We start from the raw sequence: 17,863 nt of genomic DNA, 5'->3' as shown, positions 1-17,863 counted from the left end.
TCAGACCTCGTCGGTGAACTCGATCGGCGTCATGGTCGGGATCGCCTCGGTGACGGGGCGCTCGACCGTATCGACGTCCTCGTCCTCGCCGGTCAGCCGTGCGACGGCCTCGGCGAACTGCTGCTCGAGTGCCGCGAACGCCGCTGACGTGTCGCCTGCGGCGAGCGCGTCGAGCAGCTGACGGTACGTCTCCGAGATGGAACGTCGCACCGTGTAGCCGTTCGGATCGCTGAAGCTGGCGATGCGCGTCTCGATCACGAGCGTCGACATGTAGTGGCTCAGGCGGCGGCTGCCTGCGGAGTCGACGAGCAGCCGGTGGAACTCGATGTCGGCGTCACCGATGGCGACGGCATCCTCGCCCTTGCTGGCCTCGACCAGCGTCGCGTAGGCGCGCTCGATCGAGCCGATGACCGCCGAGGCACCGGTCTTGATGATCAGTCGCGCCGCCTGCGCCTCGATCGCGAGTCGGGCGTCGTAGACGTCGGCCACGTGCTCGGGTCCGATGACGCTGACCCGCATTCCCCGGCCGGGGGATGCCGTGAGCAGACCCTCCTGCACGAGGCGCTGCGTGGACTCCCGCAGCGGGCTCCGGCTGACGCCGAGCTGCGAGGACATCTCGACCTCGCCGATCGGACTGCCCACCGGCAGGGCTCCGGTGAAGATGGCCTTGCGCAGCTCGGCGGTGATCAGGTCGACGGTCGACGGGCGCGCCACGCGAACCATCGAGATCGGGGTCACCGAGCGCGGAGTGTGTGAGGCCATGTGCATCCCTTCAGCCCGTAGCCGCCGTCATGTCGTGCGCGAAACAGCGGACATCTCATTGTCGATGCTCCGCGTCCGGATGCGAAGTCGACTCGGCGATTCAGTCTGCCTCAAGATCACGTTTTTGTATACGTGTCGACAATCTGCGCGTCTGACTGTACATATCCTGACATATTCCTTAGTCTGGGGCACGGTCAACGGCCGCCTGCGGCGCGCCCGCGAACGCAACCCGATACGGAACGCGAGGACATCATGACGAAGAGAACGACACGGATCGGCATCGCCACGGCGGCGATCGGCACCCTGACCCTCGGCCTTCTGGCCGGGTGCGCATCGGGCGGCGGCGGGGACACCGAAGGCATGAACACGCTTGAGAAGGCACAGGAAGAGGGCACCATCACCCTCGCGGTCGCCTCCGAGCAGCCCTACTCCTGGGTCGAGGACGGCGAGGCCACCGGCGCCACGATCGCCATGCACAAGGAGATCTTCAGCAACCTCGGCATCGACAACCTCGAGATCGAAGAGGTCGACTGGAACTCCCTCATCCCCGGCCTCAACGCCGGACGCTGGGATGTCGTCAGCGCCGGCATGTCGATCCTCCCCGATCGCTGCGCAGAGGCTGCGTTCAGCGACCCCGAGATCATGTACACGACCGCCCTGGTCGTCCCCACCGGCAACCCGAAGAACCTGAGCGACCTCGACTCGATCGCCGCAGGCGGCGGAGACGTGACGCTCGCCGTGCAGTCAGGTGCGATCGAAGAGGGATACGCCTCCGACCTCGGCATCTCCAACGTCATTCAGGTCGACAGCGCGACCGCCGGCATCGAGGTCGTGCAGGCCGGCCGTGCCGACGCGTTCGCGCTCACCGCGGTCTCGATGAATTGGATGACCGAGAACATGGACGACGTCGAGACCACGGACGCGTTCGTGCAGGAGATCGACGGCGTCGAGCAGATCGGCGCGGGCGCCACGGTGTTCCGCCAGGACGACACCGAGCTGCTCGAGGCTTACAACGAGGAGCTCGCTAAGATCACCGCCGATGAGAGCACCTACCTCGGCCTGGTCGAAGAGTTCGGCTTCACCGCCGAGAACCTGCCCCCGGCAGATCTCACCACCGAGCAGCTCTGCTCGGGCGAGCTCGGCTGAGGCCTGATCCCGCACTGACGTGACTGAGAATCTCGAAGCGCTCGGGAGTGCGCTGCCCTATCTGCTTGAAGGGGTGTTCATCACCCTGCAGCTGACCGTGGGCGGCGCTCTCCTGGCGATCGTCGTCGCCATCGGGTTGGGCCTGCTGGCACGATTCGACAACATCATCCCGCGCGGGTTCGCGCGCATCGTCATCGAGCTGTTCCGCGGGACGTCGCTGCTGGTCCAGCTGTTCTTCTTCTTCTTCGTACTGCCGCTGCCGCCGTTCAACATCGAGCTGCCCGCCGTCTTCACCGGCATCCTGGCGCTCGGGCTGAACTACGGGGCCTACGGCGCCGAGATCGTGCGCGGGTCGATCAACTCCGTCGATGCCGGCCAGTGGGAGGCGACGACGGCGCTGAGCATGTCGCGCACGCAGCGCATGTGGCGCGTGATCTTCCCGCAGGCGTGGGCGCTGATGCTGCCCTCGCTGAACAACCTGCTGATCCAGCTGCTGAAGGGAACGGCGGTCGTCTACCTGATCACGATCGTCGACCTCACCGCCGAGCTGAACCGCCTCCGGGTGCAGACCGACGTCTTCTTCGCCTACGGGCTGGGACTGCTGATCTACTTCGCGATCGCCTACCTGCTCACGCTGGGCATGAACGCCCTTGAGACCCGCGCCAAGCACCGTCTCGGACAGGGCGGGAAGTGGCGCGACACCATCACCTCGACGCCGATTCCAGACGCCAAGGGGGCGGGCCAGTTCGGATGAACGACGACAACAGTTTCTGGAGCTGGGACCACGCCGCGGCGGCCTTCCCGGAGATCCTCGAGAAGTTCCTCACCGTCACGCTCGTCGTGACGATCATCGGCAGCATCATCGCCGCCGTGCTGGGCCTGGTCATCGCCCTCGGTCGCCGCACCACGCCGCGGCCGGTGAGCGCGGTGATCACGCTCGTGATGAACTTCATCCGGATGACCCCGCTGGTGGTGCAGCTGCTCTTCGCGTACTACGTCTTCACGACGGTGTCCCCGCTCATCCTCGGCACCATCATCATCGGCATCCACTACGCCACCTACATGGCCGAGGTCTACCGCGCCGGCATCGACGCGGTGCCGCCCGGCCAGTGGGAGGCGACGACCGCGCTCTCGATGTCACCGGGGCGCACCTGGACCGCCGTCATCATCCCTCAGGCGCTGCGTTCGACGCTCCCGGCGCTGGCCAACTACGTGATCTCGATGTTCAAGGACACCCCGTTCCTGATGGTCATCACGGTCGTCGAGATGGTGCGCCAGGCGCAGCTGTACGGCAGCAAGAACTTCCGCTTCGTCGAGGCGATCATCATCGCCGGCCTCATCTACCTGGTCGCGAGCCTGCTGAGCTCGCTGCTGGCCAGGCGATTGGAGAAACGTCTTGAATACACCACCGCTTGACACCCACACGGGTGCGATCACCCTCGATGACGGCGAGCTGCCGGCGATCCTCTTCAACAAGGTCGAGAAGCGCTTCGGCGACCACGTCGTGCTGCACGACCTCGACTTCACCGTGCGCAAGGGCGACCGGGTGACCCTCATCGGGCCCAGCGGCTCCGGCAAGACCACCATCCTTCGGCTCGTCATGACGCTGGAGGAGGCGAACGAGGGATACATCCTCATCGACGGCAAGCCTCTCACTCACTATGAGAAGGACGGCAAGCGGGTCGAGCTGAAGGAGAAGCACAAGAACGAGATGCGCAAGCGCATCGGGATGGTGTTCCAGCAGTTCAACCTGTTCCCCAACATGACGGTGATCGAGAACATCATCGAGGCGCCGGTGCACGTGCTGGGGCTCTCGAAGAAGGATGCCATCGAGCGCGGCCGCGCCCTGCTCGAGAAGGTCGGGCTGCCCGACAAGGAGAACGCGCACCCCACTCAGCTCTCCGGCGGACAGCAGCAGCGTGTGGCGATCGCGCGAGCGCTCGCTATGGAGCCCGAGATCCTGCTGCTCGATGAGGTCACCAGCGCCCTCGACCCCGAGGTGGTCGGCGAGGTGCTGAACATCCTGCGCGACATCGCCCGGGACACGGATGTGACGATGCTGATCGTGACGCACGAGATGCAGTTCGCGCGAGACGTGTCGAACCGGGTGCTGATGTTCGACAGCGGCCGCATCGTCGAGGAGGGCACCCCCGAGCAGATCTTCAGCGACCCGCAGGAGCAGCGCACCAGGGACTTCCTCTCGGCTGTGCTCTGACGCGAGTCCCGGCCGGGCGTGAGGTCGCGCCGCCGCTCAGTCGGCGATGCGCGGCTCCACGGCGGTCGTCGCGCGATGCGCGATCGCGGCGATGCCCAGCGCCGATCCGAGGAAGATGACGGCGAGGATGGCCCAGCCCGCGAACCCGAGTTCGATGGCGGTCGCGTTGACCAGGATCGGTGCCGCGAGCGCCGAGATGGAGAAGCCCATGCCGAAGACGCCCTGGTATGCGCCGGCGCGTTCAGGATCCGCCAACTCGAAGCTGAGCCCCCACGCCCCGGCCTGCGAGAGGACTTCGGCGAACGTGTGGCCGACGGCCGCGATGACGAGCACCACGATCGCGAACCACGCGGGCAGCCCTGCGGAGAGCGCATAGACGATGCATGCGGCGGCCATCAGCCAGCCGGCGAGCATCGTGACTCGGCCGGCGGTGCGGATGTCGTGGGTGCCGCGCGACATCGGCACCTGGAAGATCACCACCAGCGTGGTGTTCACGATCAGCAGGATCGCGACCATTACCTCCGGCGCGTTCGTGGCGGTGGTGATCCACAACGGCATCCCGACCTCCGCGACGCCGAACTGCATGCCGAAGATCGCCGAGAGCAGGGACAGCAGCAGGTAGCGCGGGTCGCGCCATGGCGAACGCCGATTCCAGTCGCGACGTGACGCCCGCGCGGCAGCCTTGTTCGCCGAGGTGTCGATCGATCCCGTCTCCGTGCGCACAGGTTCGACGATCGCGCGGGCGGGCGCGTCGACTCGTGCCGGCAGTCGCAGCAGCGCGAGCGCTCCGAGCACGCCCAGAGCGCCGGCCACGACGATGACCGCCCGATACGCCCATGCGGTCCCGCTCGCCAGCGCCACCGCCGCGATGCCTGCGCCGAGCGCGATGGAGAGGTTGGTGACGGTGCGCAGCACGGCCCTCGCGTGTACCCGCTTGTCGGGGGAGAAGCCGCGGGCGATGATCGCGGAGCGCGCGGAATGACCGATGGTGTCGAAGAAGTTCCCCGCGCACGCGATGACCAGCGCGCTGACGAAGTCGCCGACGAAGGCGTAGCCGATCAGGAACAGGCCTCCGAGCGCTTCGAACGCGAATGTCAGCCGTCGCGCGCTCCAGCGATCGGCCAGCCAGCCGCCGAGGAACGACGCAGCCACCCCGAAACCGCTCGCGGCGGCGAGGACGACAGCGGCCTGGGTGCCGCTGAGTCCGATGATCTGCGTGAAGAAGAGAACGGTGATCGCGAAGAACACGCCGCGGCCGATGCGTGACACGGCGGTTGCGGTGACGAGTGTCCGCAGGACCGGATCCGCCATGCTGGTTCGGACCCACACGCGTAGACGGGTGAGTGCGTCTGCTGATCGTGCCTTCTCGATCTGACTCTCATCGGCGGCGGAGTCTTCAGAAAGCACACGTCATCCTCGCATATCTTTGACCGCTGGTTCGTCGACTGCTGAGCTGTGCTGCTCGCGGCGGCGAGCGGCAGCTCGGCTACGCTCGGATTGTGCCGCCGTCTCGTCTCCTCGCCCCCGATGGCGCGGCGGCATCCGTGGTGAGCTTCCGCCATGGGAGCGCGTCGCTCGTCGCCGAATCGTTCGGCGAGGGCGAGCGCACGTACGTCCTGCTGCACGGGATCGGCATGGGGCGCAGCGTCTTCGTCGATCTCGCGTCGCGCCTGAGCGGACGTGTCATCGGCATCGACCTGGCCGGCTTCGGCGAGGCCCCCGAGCCAGAGGCACTGCTCAGCATGCCGGCGCACGCCGATCTGGTCGCCGCCTTCCTCGGCGCCCACGACATCCGGGATGCCGTGATCATCGGCCACTCGATGGGATGCCAGGTCGCGATGGAGATGGCGGTGCGAGCACCGGACCGGGTCGGCGCCCTCGTGCTCGCCGGTCCCACTGTCGACGCGAGCGCCCGCACGCTGCCTCAGCAGGCGTGGCGGATGCTGCGGGACGTCCTCCGCGAACGCTCGGTGGTGATCTGGCGCGGGCTGCGCGAGTACGTCCGCGGCGGCCCCCACGTCTTCGGCAAGATCCGAGCCATGCTCGATCATCGTCCGGAGGATCTCGGCCCTCGCATCCACGTCCCCGCGCTCGTCGTCCGCGGCTCGGACGATGAGGTCGTGCCCGAGCAGTGGGCTCGGCGGCTCACCGCCACCATGGAGCACGGCGCGTACGCCGAGATCCACGGTTTCCGCCACGAGACGATGATCTTCGACGCAGTGCCCGTCGTCGCCCTGATAGACGAGCTCGTCGACAATCTCTGACGCGGTGGCGGCTGCGCCGCACAGCTCAGGAGATCTGCTCGGTTTCCCTGCATCTGGGGCTTCGTTCCGGCCGCGGGCCGCGGATTCTCCTGAGTTATGCGGCGCGAGCACGACGCATCCGCCGACCACAGGTGTCAATGATTTCCGCGATCTGCTCCCGGACGACCGCGGAGTCGAACAGAATGTCCGACGCAAGCGGACGAACGGTGGTGTAGCCGAGGCGGGCGGCTGCAATATCTCTTCGGCGATCCTCCGTTTGCTTCTCCCACCCTTCGTGGAATTCCTTGCTGTCGCATTCGATGATGAGCCAGCCGTCAACGACGAAGTCCACTCGCCCGACACCCGGGATCGATACCCGCGTCGCGAAACGAACGCCGAGCGTACGGAGAATCAATCGCATGAACGTCTCCGGCCCGGACTCGGCTGACTGGTCGACTAGATCCAACAGGGTGCGCAGTCGGATCGGGAGGCTTCCGAAGAGCTCCTCCAACTGCGTCCGTGTGGCGAGTCGCAGATGAAGGATGCTGTCGAGGGTCGCGATCGCCGCTCGTGGTTCCTGGCAGAGGATCGACTGCCGGGCGGCATCCCTGATCGATACGACGTGTCGGTGGCCGCCCGCCAGTGTCCACCGCGACCAGTGCATCACTGTCGATGTCGACTGGCGGTCCCGAAGGCGCGACATACGGGGCGCGAGGTGCATGTGCAGCCCGGACGACTTCAGCACGAAGACGCCGAGCATCTGCAGCAGCGTCAGGCACGCCACTCTTCCCCCTATCCGCACCGCTTCGGCAACCTCCGGGTCCACGTCGGGGTACGCGTAGTGGTCTCGGCGCAGCCGCAAGAGTGCGCCGGCTCGCACCGCGCGAGTGATGTCGCCTCCCGTTGCACCGTCTCGAAGCAGATCGCCACGGGAGAACACCGTCGGGGCATAGGTCCGCGCAACTCGCTCAGCTGTCGTCTTCTTGTTCATCCTCCGAATCGTCGCGGGTCCGGGAGTCGCGCAAACGCCCAGAACCCGAGATCTGTGGGTAACCGGTGGCTCCGGGCTGCGGTGCAGAACGAGTGGGCGCGCCCGGTTCGCCCGCACAACTCAGGAGGTTTCGGCTGGATTCGCGACAACTCGGCAACCTGCGACTCCGTTTGGCCCGTTTCTCCGGAGTTGTGCGGGACAACGGGAGCGGACGGCGGGTTGCGGGAGTCGATGCGGCGGACGGCGTCAGCCGGCGGCGGGCGGGGTCTGCTTCGACTCGGCGAGCTCGTCGATCACGAGCGTCCGCTCCTCTGGCGTGCCGTTGCGGTACGCCTGACGGCCGACGATGTGAGCCGACAGCGGCGCAGTCGCGAACTGCATCAGTACGATCGGCGCCACCAGTGCGAGACCCAGCAGGATTCCGCCGACTGAACGCTGAGACAGCGCGACGGCCAGGCAGATCAGGACGACCCCGAGCACCTGAGGCTTGGTCGCAGCGTGCAGCCGCGACGGTACGGCACGGAAGTGAAGCAGCCCGACCGCGGCGGAAAGGCACAGCACCGCGCCGAGGAGGATCAGCACGAGCACCGCCACGTCGATGACGGCATTCGGGATCTCGAATCCGAGCACGTTCATGATGTCGTGTTGTCCCTCCTTGCGACATACCGCGCGACGGAGATGGATCCGAACACCCCGACCGCGGCGATGATCAGCAGCACGGGGATGCTGCGGGTGTGCCCGTTGATCGCCATCTCCGCTCCGAGCACGCACATGATCTCGGTGAGCAGCACGTCGGACGCCACGGCGCGGTCGAGGATCGACGGACCGCGGATGATGCGGACCACGGTCAGTATCGCCGCGACGCTGAACACGACGACGATCGCCAGCATCAACCAGTTCATCGCTCGCCTCCCGCCCGTTCGTCCGCCTTGAGCGCACGATACTGCGCCGGGCTGCCGAGCGCTCGGATGATCCGCCGCTCCCACCGCAGCACGGCCTGCCGCTGCTGCTCGACGTCGTCGAGATTGCGAACCCCGATGATGTGGAGATACAGGATGCCGCGATCCCGATCGGCCTCCACGACCAGCGACCCCGGGATCAGCGACGAAGTGATCGAGACGTGCGTCATGATGAGGTCGTCGGCGTATCTCAGAGGCACTCCGATGATCGCCGCTCCCGGCTGATGCCGGAAGTCGAAGACCTGAACGGTCACCGCCAGTGCACCACGAAGGACCGCCCAGAGGAACTGCGTCACGAACAGCGCGCCGTACCAGAGGTTGATCCGGCCGGAAAGCTCGACCGTCGGCAGTCGGAACACACGGGTGACGAAGATCGCGACGACCAGGCCCGTGACGAGCGCGAGCACCGTGAACTGGTTCCACACCAGCATCCACAGCACGATGAGCCAGGCGAGGAACGGCACCTGCAGAGCGATGTCGCGCATCAGGCCGCGGCGGGAGTCAGGACTCACGGGTCGACCTCCTCCTCGAGCTGGACGAGGTTGACCGGCTGCAGCAACGAGTCGCCGATGCTGGCGCACAGCGCGTACAGAGGCCCGGCGAACACCGTCAGCAGGACGGTCACCCCGACCATCCCACCGGTGGCGACGATCATGATCCGCGGGATGCGGCGACGCTCCTGCTGCTCGTCTGCGGCGGGCGCATTGCCGAGGTAGGCCGTGCGGACCTCGGTCTCTGTGGAGTCCTCCTCCTCGCGCCAGAAGGCGAGGTTCCACGCCCGCATGAGCGCGTACAGCGTGAGGAGGGAAGTGAGGATGCCGCCGAAGATCAGTACGATCATGACCGGCGTGCCGACCGATGCCGCGGCCTCGAAGAGCGCGAACTTGCCGATGAATCCCGAGAACGGCGGCAGGCCGCCGAGGTTGATCGCGGGGACGAAGTACAGCACGGCAAGGAGAGGTGCCGCTTTCAGGAGTCCCTTCACGCGCAGGATCGACGTGCTCCCCGCGCGACGCTCGATCAGTCCGACGGCGAGGAAGAGAGTCGTCTGCACGATGATGTGGTGGACGATGTAGTACACCGTCGCGCCGATCGCCGCGGGCGTCGCTATCGCGAGGCCGAAGATCATGTAGCCGACGTGACTGACCAGGGTGAACGACAGGATGCGTTTGAGTTCCGCCTGCGCCACCGCGCCGAGCACTCCGACGATCATGGTCGCGAGCGCGACGATCAGCAGCAGCAGGTTGATGTCGTTGCTGGCGAAGAGCTGGGTCTCGGTGCGGATCAGCGCGTACACGCCGACCTTGGTCAGCAGGCCGGCGAACACAGCAGTGACCGGCGCCGGCGCGGTCGGGTACGAGTCCGGCAGCCAGAACGAGACGGGGAAGATCGCGGCCTTGATGCCGAAGGCGACGACGAGCATGAGGTGCAGCACGAGCTGGGTGTCCTGCGGGAGCTCACTCATCCGCTCGGCGATCTGCGCCATGTTCACCGTGCCGAGCGCGCCGTAGACCATGGCGATCGCCGCGAGGAAGAGGATCGACGAGACCAGCGAGACCACGATGTACACCGCGCCGGTGCGGATGCGGGACTCGGTGCTGCCGAGCGTGATCAGCACGTACGAGGCGACCAGCAGGATCTCGAATCCGACGTACAGGTTGAACAGGTCGCCCGCGATGAACGCGTTGAAGATCCCCGCCGCCAGGATGAGGTATGACGGGTTGAAGATCGAGATCGGTGTCTCATCAGCTCCATCGGCTGCCCCCTGGCCGATCGAGAACAGCAGGACGGCGACGAGCACGATGCTCGAGATCATCACGAGCAGCGCGGCGAGCCGGTCGACGTAGAGAACGATGCCGAACGGCACGGGCCATCCGCCGACCGAGACGGCCAGCGGCGCCCCCTGGTCCACGGCGATCAGCATCACTGCGGCGATGATCGCCACCGCCGTGAGGCTCGCCACCGTCACGAAGACCTGCAACCTCGGGCTTCGCCCGAACATGAGCGCGATGGCCGCGCCGAGCAGGGGAATCGCGACGAGAAGAGGAACGAGAGCGCTCACGGGCGATCCTCCTCTTCGTCGTCTGATGTCGTGGAGCCGGACGCTGAGCCTGTCGAGGCGTCCGGTGACCACGCACGATCCACCGGAGCATCGTCGTGGATCGACGGGTGATCACGCATCTGGAGGACCGTGATCGGAGCCGTGCGCACGTCGACGAAGTCGGTCGTGGCGTCGTCGCCGCCGGTCTCGTCTTCGTCGTCCATGACGTCTTCGTCGGCGTCCGTGCGCGCGCGCAGCGCGATGTCGGCCTCGTCGTCCTCCACCGTGTCGGCCTGGCCCAGTTGCCACGAACGGTAGATGAGCGCAAGGAGGAATGCCGTCACGGCGAAGGTGATGACGATCGCGGTGAGCGTCAGCGCCTGCGGGAGCGGATCGCTGACATCACTGAATCCGAAGAAGGGCGCGTTTCCCGGCACGCCCATGACGATCAGCAGGAGCAGGTTCGTGGCGTTGCCCAGCAGCATGAACCCGATGAGCACGCGCGTGAGACTGCGTTCGAGCATCGCATACACCCCGGCGGCGAACAGCACCGCCATCACGATGATCAGCGTGAGGGAGACGTCCATCAGATGCCCACCCCCCGCGTGCGGGTCTGCTGGGTCTGACGGTCGACCTCGGCACCGAGGCTGCGCAGCACATCCAGCACGAGACCGATCACCACGAGGTAGACGCCGATGTCGAAGATCGTGGAGGTGACGAACTCCATGTGCCCGATCCCGGGGATCTCCCACTCCCAGAAGGTGCTCGTCAGCGGCGCGAGGTCGAAGAACAGTGGCACCACCGCTGTGCCGACGGCGAGGATGAGACCGGACCCCAGCAGGCGGCCGGCATCGGTCGGAGCGGCGGCCCCGAGCTCCCAGCGCCCGCCGGCGATGTAGCGCATCACGAGCGCCATGCCCGCGACGAGCCCCCCGGCGAATCCACCGCCTGGCTGATTATGCCCGGCGAACAGCAGATAGATCGACACGACGATGATCGTGTGGAACAGGATGCGGACGATCACCTCGAGCAGGATCGAGCGGTTCTCGGGATTCATCTGCTGGCCGCCGATCAGCCAGGCACGAGGGCTGCTCCGATTGTCGGCGGTCTGGAATCGTACGCCCTCGGTCGTCTCAACCAGCGGCATGATCCGCGCCTTGCGGCGGACGCGCTTGGGGAGCGCTGGGCGCTGTCCGAGCATGTCCGAGCGATGGGTGACGAACACGAGAGAGGCTACGCCCGTGGCAGCGAGGACGAGAACGGACAGCTCACCCATGGTGTCCCAGCCGCGGAGGTCCACCAGTGCGACGTTGACCACGTTCTGCCCGTGCCCGATCTCATATGCGAGCTCGGGGAACGAGATCGAGATCGGGGCGGCGATCCGGGACTGCGTGGCGATGATCACGACGAAGGCCATGGTCAGGCCCACGCCGACCGCGAGGAGTGCGCGCGGGATGCGGGAGACCGAGGCGTTGTGCTCGCCCATGCGCGACGGCAGACGCCGCAGCACCAGCGCGAACGTCACCAGAGTCACCGTCTCCACGAGGATCTGCGTGAGGGCGAGATCGGGCGCACCGCTCGTCGCGAACAGGGCGACCATGCCGAGGCCGGTGACAGAGACCAGCACGACGCCGGTGTAGCGCTTGCGCGCCTGCACGGCGAAGACCGCCGCGACGGCCATGATCGGGGCGACCGCGATCTGGGTGGGGGTGTGCCAGGCCGACAGGTTTATCTGGTCCACGTCGCTGGCGAGCAGGGCGGTGACCTCGGCCGCCACCACGACGATGAAGATCGTGCCGACGTACACCGGCAGCGAACCGCGCTGGGTGAGCGTGGTGGTGATGACCGAGAGCCGGTCGACGCCGCGCATCACGAGGGCGTAGACGTCGGCGGCGGTGAACGGCAGCAGTCGCGGCCTGGCGTCCCAGCCGGTGCGGCGGGTCAGCAGGAACAGCCCGAAGCCGAGCAGCAGCGAGAGGGCGGAGATGCCGAGCGCCGGCTCGAATCCGTGCCAGAGCGCGAGGTGTCCTGGACCCTCCGTCGCGATTCCCTCCGCATCGAGCCCCGGTATCGCGGTGAGGGCATAGCCCTGCAGCGCGGTGTCGAGCGCGGGCGCGCCGATGCCCGCGGCGACCGTGACTCCGGCAAGGATGATGGGCGCCGACAGGAAGCCCACCGGCGGGTCGGGCCACGCGGTGTCCGGCACCCGCTCGCCGCTCTTGTCGCGCCTGCGCCAGAACGCTCCCCATAGGAAGCGGACGCCATATGCCGCGGTGAGCATGGATCCCAGCGCGATGCCGATAAGGGCGACCAGACCCCACACGGATCCGCCGATCGCGTCGTCCAGCAGCCCGGTGAGGGCGGACTCCTTCGCCACGAACCCGATCATCGGCGGGAGGCCGGCCATGGAGGCCACCGAGATGAATGCCGCTGTCGCCATGACGGGTGCCTGTCGGCCGACGCCGGACAGCTCGGTGATGTCTCGGGTGGAGAGCTGTCGGTCGATGATGCCGACGATGAGGAACAGCGCCGACTTGAACAGCGCGTGCGCGATCACCAGCGCGAGCCCCGCCAGCGCGGTCGCCTGGGTGCCGTAGCCGACCATGACGGTGAAGAAACCGAGCTGGCTCACCGTGCCGAAGGCGAGCACGCGCTTGAGGTCGGTCTCGCGCAGTGCCTGGATGCCGCCGAGCAGCATCGTGAACACCCCGAGCGAGATGATGATGGGGCGCCACGGCTCGGACAGCGCGAACACCGGCGCGAACCGCGCGATCAGGTAGATGCCGGCCTTGACCATCGCCGCCGCGTGCAAGTACGCGCTCACCGGGGTGGGTGCGGCCATGGCGCCGGGCAGCCAGAAGTGGAACGGGAAGATCGCGGACTTGCTGATCGCGCCGACCAGAAGCGCGACGATCGCGGCATTCACCATCGGACCGGTCGGCCCGAGGTCGATGATCTCGATGATGCTCGTCGTTCCGGCATCCACCGCCAGCAGGACGACGCCGACGAACATGACCAGGCCGCCGAGCGTGGTCACCAGCAGCGCCTGCAGGGCAGCGCGTCGGCTGGCCGCTCGGCGCCGGTAGTGCCCGATGAGCAGGTAGGACAGGATGCTGGTGACTTCCCAGAACATCACGAGCATGATGATGTCGTCTGTGAGCACCAGGCCGTACATGGCGCCGGCGAAGCCGAGCAGGACACCGGCGAACTGGCCGAGTTCGGTGGTGTCGTCGAAGAAGTACCAGCGGCAGTACAGCAGCACGAGCGCGCCGACGCCGGTCACGATGAGGGTGAGCACCCAGCCGAGCACGTCCATGTGCATGGAGAGGTTGAGTCCCAGCTGCGGGATCCACGAGACGGTCTCGAACGGAGACGGATCCGCTGCCAGGACCTGCGGCGTCATCATGAGCGCGTGGACGAATGCCGCTGCGGGAATGAGTGCGGCGATCGCGAACGCCTGGGCTCCGAGCCAGCGAACCAGAACGGGGAGAATCAGGGCCCCGATGAGGAACACAGCAAGGAGCACGATCATCGGCGGCTCCTCAATGGCTCGTCGGCCACGAAGGCGCAGGCGGGCAGGGTTTGTCCCAGTTTACCCGCCGGTGATCGTGCTGAGGTCCAGAATCGTCACGCCGCAGGCGCTGCCGTGGTCGTCCCGGCGCGGAATCGGCAGGTGAAATGCAGGGACGCCGCCGGCTCGCCGCGCAGCATGCGCGCCACCTGCTCCCCCGCGGCGCGGCCCTTCTCCATCGCCGGCTGCACCATCGTGGTCAGCACGTGCTCGCCGATGCCGTCGACGCGGATGCCGTCGAACCCGGCGACGCTGAGATCCTCCGGCACGCGCAGGCCGAGCTCCTCTGCGGCACGGATCACGCCCGCCGCGAGCAGGTCGCTCTGCGCGAGCACCGCGGTGGGCCTGGATGCCGGATCGCCCAGCAGCGCGCGTCCGGCGATCACGCCCTCGTCGATCGAGCTGGCAGCAGCCGAGACCGCCGGCGACTCGGGGTAGACGTCGCGGATCCCGGCGAGCCGATCGATCGTGACGTCGACCGTCGCGCTGGCGAGCCGGTCTGCGGAGATCAACCCGCGCTCACGCCGGCTGTCCGTCGCGAGGGTCACGGCCACGACCTCGGTGTGCCCGAGCAGCTGCACGTGCCTGGCCACTTCGGCGGCCGCCTCGCGGTTGTCGAGAGTGATGCGCGGGACGCCCTCCCCCGCGTCCCCCTCGATCACGACGACCGGCAGGCCCCGGCTGCGGAGCACGTCGAGGGATTCACGTGTGCGGACGGAGCATCCGATCAGCACGGCGGCGTCGACAGGAGCGGTCGTGAGCGCGGAGACCTCGTCGTCCGCCGGGTCGTCGCGCAGCAGCAGGACGCCGGCGCCGAGCGAAGCGATGCCGTCGGTGAGTCCGTCCATCATCGGGATCGTCACCGGGTCGAGGAACGCGGCGCGCAGCTGGCCCTCCAGCACGACCGCGACGATGCCGCTGCGGCCCCGGCGGAGGGACGCGGCCATCGGATCGGGCCCGGAGTAGCCGAGTGCGGCAGCCGCTTCGAGCACCCGGTCCCGCGTGGCATCCGAGACCTTCGTCTTGCCGCTGAAGACGACCGAGGCCGTCGACGTCGACACTCCGGCTTCGCGGGCGACGTCGGAGAGCGTCGCCCTGCGCGGTGCGGATGAAGCGGCCATAGTCCGAGGATAGCCGCACCGAGTTTCGCTGATCGAATCGATTCGATAGGCTCTGCGCATGGATTCAACGCTCACCCGCGCCCAGTACGTCCGCTGGCGCAACGCGATCTTCGCGATCTTCCTCGCCAGCGGCGTCTCGATCGCGACCTGGGCGTCGCGCGTGCCCGACATCAAGACCGCTCTCGACATCGACAACGCGCAGATCGGGCTGCTGCTGCTCGGCATGGGAATCGCCTCGATCATCGGCATCTCGACCGGACCCGCGGTGATGGCGCGCACGGGTGCGCGGCGCGGGATGCTCGTGACGATGATCATGGTCGCCACAGGGCTCGTGCTGATCGGCGTCGGCACCACGGTGCTCGCCTCGTTCCCGGTCGTGGTGGTCGGGCTCGTGCTCTTCGGCCTGGGCAACGGCGCACTCGACGTCATGATGAACGTCGAGGCCACCGCCATCGAGCAGGAGGCGGGCAAGACGATCCTGCCGCTGTTCCACGCGTTCTTCAGCTTCGGCACCGTGATCGGTGCAGGGCTCGGCTGGGCCGCTGCCCAGACCCACACCTCGGTGGTCGTGCACGCGTCGGGCGTGGGGACGGCGATCTTCATCGCCTCGTTCGTGTGCATCGCGAACGTACCGAACCGCGATGCCGTGCTCGATCCGCACGAGCCCGGCGAGAAGCCGCACTGGCGCAAGCGGATGCACGTCGCGCTGACGGCCTGGCGCGAGCCGCGCACCTACGCGCTCGGCGTCGTCATGCTCGGGATGTCGTTCGCCGAGGGTGGCGCGAACGACTGGCTCGCGCTCGGGACCGCAGAGGATCACGGCGGTGGCACCGCGATGGGCGCAGCCGCGCTGACCGTGTTCTCGGTGTGCATGACGGCGGTGCGCATCTTCGGCGGCCCGCTCGTGGACCGGTTCGGACGCGTGCTCGTGCTGCGCGTCCTGTCGGTGGCTGCTGCCGGCGGCATCCTGCTGTTCATCCTCGCGCCGTCGCTTCCGCTCGTGTTCGTCGGCGCCGCGCTGTGGGGCATCGGCGCCTCGCTCGGCTTCCCGCTCGGCATGTCGGCGGCTGCGGACGACCCGGCCAAGGCTGCGGCTCGCGTAAGCGCGGCCGCGACCATCGGGTACATCGCCTTCCTCGGCGGGCCCCCGGTCCTCGGCGTGATCAGCGAGCACATCGGCCTGCTGAACACCCTGTACATCCTGGTCGGTCTGGTCGTGGCATCCGGCCTCGCCTCCGGTGCCGCCAAGCCCCTGGTGAAGGAGAGCACCGCGCTCACGACGAAGTAGGCTCGTCGGGTGCGCCTCGTCATCGCCCGCTGCTCCGTCGATTACACGGGACGGCTCAACGCCCACCTGCCCCTCGCCACGCGTCTGCTCGTGCACAAGGGCGACGGCAGCCTGCTCGTGCACTCCGACGGCGGCAGCTACAAGCCGCTGAACTGGATGAGCCCGCCGTGCAGCCTCACCACCGAGGAGCCCGGCGAGGAAGAGTCGACCGCCGGCGTCATCGACGTGTGGCGCGTGACGCACAAGAAGACCGGCGACGCGCTGCGGGTGCAGATCTACGAGGTGCTGCACGACTCCGCGCATGAGCTCGGCATCGACCCCGGCCTGCAGAAGGACGGCGTCGAGGCCGATCTGCAGCGGCTGCTGGCCGAGCAGGTGGAGCTGATCGGCGAGGGCACGACGCTCGTGCGCCGCGAGTACCCGACGGCGATCGGCCCGGTGGACTTGATGGTTCGGGATGCCGCGGGCGCTGCCATCGCGATCGAGGTCAAGCGCCGCGGCGACATCGACGGCGTCGAGCAGCTCACCCGCTACCTCGAACTGCTGGGCCGCGACCCCCACCTCGCCCCGATCACGGGGATCTTCGCCGCCCAGGAGATCAAGCCGCAGGCGCGCGTGCTCGCCGAGGATCGCGGCATCCGCTGCCTCGTGCTCGACTACGACGACATGAAGGGCATCGAGTCCGGAGTGCCGCGATTGTTCTGAGCCCACCGGTCGCTGAACCCAAGACGGGTCGCTGATCCCAAGACCGGTCGCTGAACCTGTCGAAGCGCCCGGCACCCGCCGCAACCTAGGCTGGAACCATGCCCCACTCCCCCTATACCTGCGTGCTCTGGGACGTCGACGGCACGATCGCCGATGCGACGCCGGGCATCTTCCCGCGGCTGCTCGAGGTCTTCGCCTCGTTCGAGCTCGCAGCTCCCGACGCGTCCGAGCTGTCGCGCTGGGTGGGCCCGCCCATGTACGAGTCGTTCCAGACTCTCGCGGGGCTCAGCCCCGAGCAGGCGTCCGAGGCCCTCACCCGCTACCGCGCTCTCGCCGCACGCGACGGGTATGCGGCATCCGTCGACATCTATCCCGGCGTCCCCGACGTGATCCGCGCTGTGGCCGCGGCCGGCATCCCGCAGGCGACGGCGAGCACGAAGCCCGAGAATCAGGTGCGCGCCATTCTCGAGCACAACGACCTTCTCGGGCTGTTCACGGCGATCTCCGGCGCACGCAGCGGGGCGATCGGTCGCAGCGACAGCAAGCAGGACGTCATCGGCTGGGCGCTCGAGCGTCTGGAAGCCGCGGGCGTCGACACCTCGAGGCCGGTGCTGATCGGCGACCGCCACCACGACATCGAAGGGGCCGCCGCGTTCGGCATCCCGGTCATCTTCTCGGAGTGGGGCTTCGGCGACGCGTCCGAAGCTGAGCCTGCCGCGTTCCGCGCGGCGGACGCCGACGCACTGCGGTCACTGCTCCTGGTCGAGCAGGCCGCTTAACGCACAGCACTCCCCGTCGAGGCACGCGGGTGACGTGCTCTC

The 17,863-nt window shown here is 67.7% G+C and carries 18 protein-coding genes; 8 read left to right on the top strand and 10 right to left on the bottom strand.

Annotated features, from left to right (window positions below):
• Positions 1–762, bottom strand: a complete 762-nt coding sequence (locus MAE01_RS08310) for a GntR family transcriptional regulator (protein ID WP_186806178.1) — start codon at positions 760–762, stop codon at positions 1–3.
• Between the two features lie 252 nt (positions 763–1,014).
• On the opposite strand from MAE01_RS08310, the gene MAE01_RS08305 reads away from it, so the two are divergent.
• From MAE01_RS08305 to ehuA, 4 genes are read left to right on the top strand one after another with little or no spacing between them, the layout of a single operon-like run.
• Positions 1,015–1,908, top strand: coding sequence for a transporter substrate-binding domain-containing protein (locus MAE01_RS08305; protein ID WP_147039089.1), 894 nt, complete (start codon positions 1,015–1,017; stop codon positions 1,906–1,908).
• 19 nt (positions 1,909–1,927) lie between these two features.
• The gene (ehuC, locus tag MAE01_RS08300; protein ID WP_147039088.1) at positions 1,928–2,662 is read left to right on the top strand and encodes an ectoine/hydroxyectoine ABC transporter permease subunit EhuC; all 735 of its coding nucleotides are present in this window, start codon (positions 1,928–1,930) and stop codon (positions 2,660–2,662) included.
• The gene (gene ehuD, locus MAE01_RS08295; RefSeq protein WP_147039087.1) at positions 2,659–3,324 is read left to right on the top strand and encodes an ectoine/hydroxyectoine ABC transporter permease subunit EhuD; all 666 of its coding nucleotides are present in this window, start codon (positions 2,659–2,661) and stop codon (positions 3,322–3,324) included. The genes ehuC and ehuD overlap by 4 nt, the downstream gene beginning before the upstream one ends.
• Positions 3,325–3,340: 16 nt before the next feature.
• Complete coding sequence (ehuA, locus tag MAE01_RS08290) at positions 3,341–4,123, top strand: ectoine/hydroxyectoine ABC transporter ATP-binding protein EhuA (RefSeq protein ID WP_307723752.1); 783 nt, start codon at positions 3,341–3,343, stop codon at positions 4,121–4,123.
• 36 nt (positions 4,124–4,159) lie between these two features.
• Here the strand turns inward: ehuA and MAE01_RS08285 are convergent, their stop codons facing one another.
• Complete coding sequence (locus MAE01_RS08285; RefSeq protein WP_229718119.1) at positions 4,160–5,530, bottom strand: MFS transporter; 1,371 nt, start codon at positions 5,528–5,530, stop codon at positions 4,160–4,162.
• Between the two features lie 92 nt (positions 5,531–5,622).
• Between MAE01_RS08285 and MAE01_RS08280 the strand changes: the two genes are divergently transcribed.
• A complete protein-coding gene (locus MAE01_RS08280) occupies positions 5,623–6,387 on the top strand; it encodes an alpha/beta fold hydrolase (RefSeq protein ID WP_229718118.1) in 765 nt (254 codons plus the stop codon).
• 94 nt (positions 6,388–6,481) lie between these two features.
• Here the strand turns inward: MAE01_RS08280 and MAE01_RS08275 are convergent, their stop codons facing one another.
• From MAE01_RS08275 to MAE01_RS08240, 8 genes are all read right to left on the bottom strand, one after another.
• Positions 6,482–7,357, bottom strand: coding sequence for an endonuclease domain-containing protein (locus tag MAE01_RS08275; RefSeq protein WP_147039086.1), 876 nt, complete (start codon positions 7,355–7,357; stop codon positions 6,482–6,484).
• 246 nt (positions 7,358–7,603) lie between these two features.
• Complete coding sequence (gene mnhG / locus MAE01_RS08270) at positions 7,604–7,993, bottom strand: monovalent cation/H(+) antiporter subunit G (RefSeq protein WP_147039085.1); 390 nt, start codon at positions 7,991–7,993, stop codon at positions 7,604–7,606.
• Positions 7,990–8,259, bottom strand: coding sequence for an MrpF/PhaF family protein (locus MAE01_RS08265; RefSeq protein ID WP_147039084.1), 270 nt, complete (start codon positions 8,257–8,259; stop codon positions 7,990–7,992). The genes mnhG and MAE01_RS08265 overlap by 4 nt, the downstream gene beginning before the upstream one ends.
• The gene (locus MAE01_RS08260; protein ID WP_229718117.1) at positions 8,256–8,828 is read right to left on the bottom strand and encodes a Na+/H+ antiporter subunit E; all 573 of its coding nucleotides are present in this window, start codon (positions 8,826–8,828) and stop codon (positions 8,256–8,258) included. Before MAE01_RS08260 ends, MAE01_RS08265 begins: the two co-directional genes overlap by 4 nt.
• The gene (locus tag MAE01_RS08255) at positions 8,825–10,378 is read right to left on the bottom strand and encodes a Na+/H+ antiporter subunit D (protein ID WP_147039083.1); all 1,554 of its coding nucleotides are present in this window, start codon (positions 10,376–10,378) and stop codon (positions 8,825–8,827) included. Before MAE01_RS08255 ends, MAE01_RS08260 begins: the two co-directional genes overlap by 4 nt.
• Positions 10,375–10,944, bottom strand: a complete 570-nt coding sequence (locus MAE01_RS08250) for a Na(+)/H(+) antiporter subunit C (RefSeq protein WP_147039082.1) — start codon at positions 10,942–10,944, stop codon at positions 10,375–10,377. Before MAE01_RS08250 ends, MAE01_RS08255 begins: the two co-directional genes overlap by 4 nt.
• Complete coding sequence (locus MAE01_RS08245; protein ID WP_147039081.1) at positions 10,944–13,889, bottom strand: Na+/H+ antiporter subunit A; 2,946 nt, start codon at positions 13,887–13,889, stop codon at positions 10,944–10,946. The genes MAE01_RS08250 and MAE01_RS08245 overlap by 1 nt, the downstream gene beginning before the upstream one ends.
• A 95-nt stretch (positions 13,890–13,984) precedes the next feature.
• The gene (locus MAE01_RS08240; protein WP_147039080.1) at positions 13,985–15,049 is read right to left on the bottom strand and encodes a LacI family DNA-binding transcriptional regulator; all 1,065 of its coding nucleotides are present in this window, start codon (positions 15,047–15,049) and stop codon (positions 13,985–13,987) included.
• 58 nt (positions 15,050–15,107) lie between these two features.
• Between MAE01_RS08240 and MAE01_RS08235 the strand changes: the two genes are divergently transcribed.
• The 3 genes from MAE01_RS08235 to MAE01_RS08225 all read left to right on the top strand — a co-directional run bounded on the left by MAE01_RS08235 (position 15,108) and on the right by MAE01_RS08225 (position 17,821).
• Positions 15,108–16,337: an MFS transporter gene (locus tag MAE01_RS08235; RefSeq protein WP_147039079.1), complete on the top strand. Its 1,230-nt coding sequence runs from the start codon at positions 15,108–15,110 to the stop codon at positions 16,335–16,337.
• A gap of 9 nt (positions 16,338–16,346) precedes the next feature.
• Positions 16,347–17,042 carry an endonuclease NucS gene (nucS, locus tag MAE01_RS08230; RefSeq protein ID WP_147039078.1) on the top strand — a complete coding sequence of 232 codons (696 nt, stop codon included), beginning with the start codon at positions 16,347–16,349 and terminating at the stop codon, positions 17,040–17,042.
• Positions 17,043–17,140: 98 nt separating this feature from the next.
• Positions 17,141–17,821 carry an HAD hydrolase-like protein gene (locus tag MAE01_RS08225; RefSeq protein ID WP_147039077.1) on the top strand — a complete coding sequence of 227 codons (681 nt, stop codon included), beginning with the start codon at positions 17,141–17,143 and terminating at the stop codon, positions 17,819–17,821.
• Positions 17,822–17,863 lie beyond the last annotated feature (42 nt).

Source organism: Microbacterium aerolatum, assembly GCF_007988825.1.
Lineage (GTDB): Bacteria > Actinomycetota > Actinomycetes > Actinomycetales > Microbacteriaceae > Microbacterium > Microbacterium aerolatum.
Note: the sequence above shows the minus strand (reverse complement) of the source record. Positions and strands in the feature narration are given on the sequence as shown.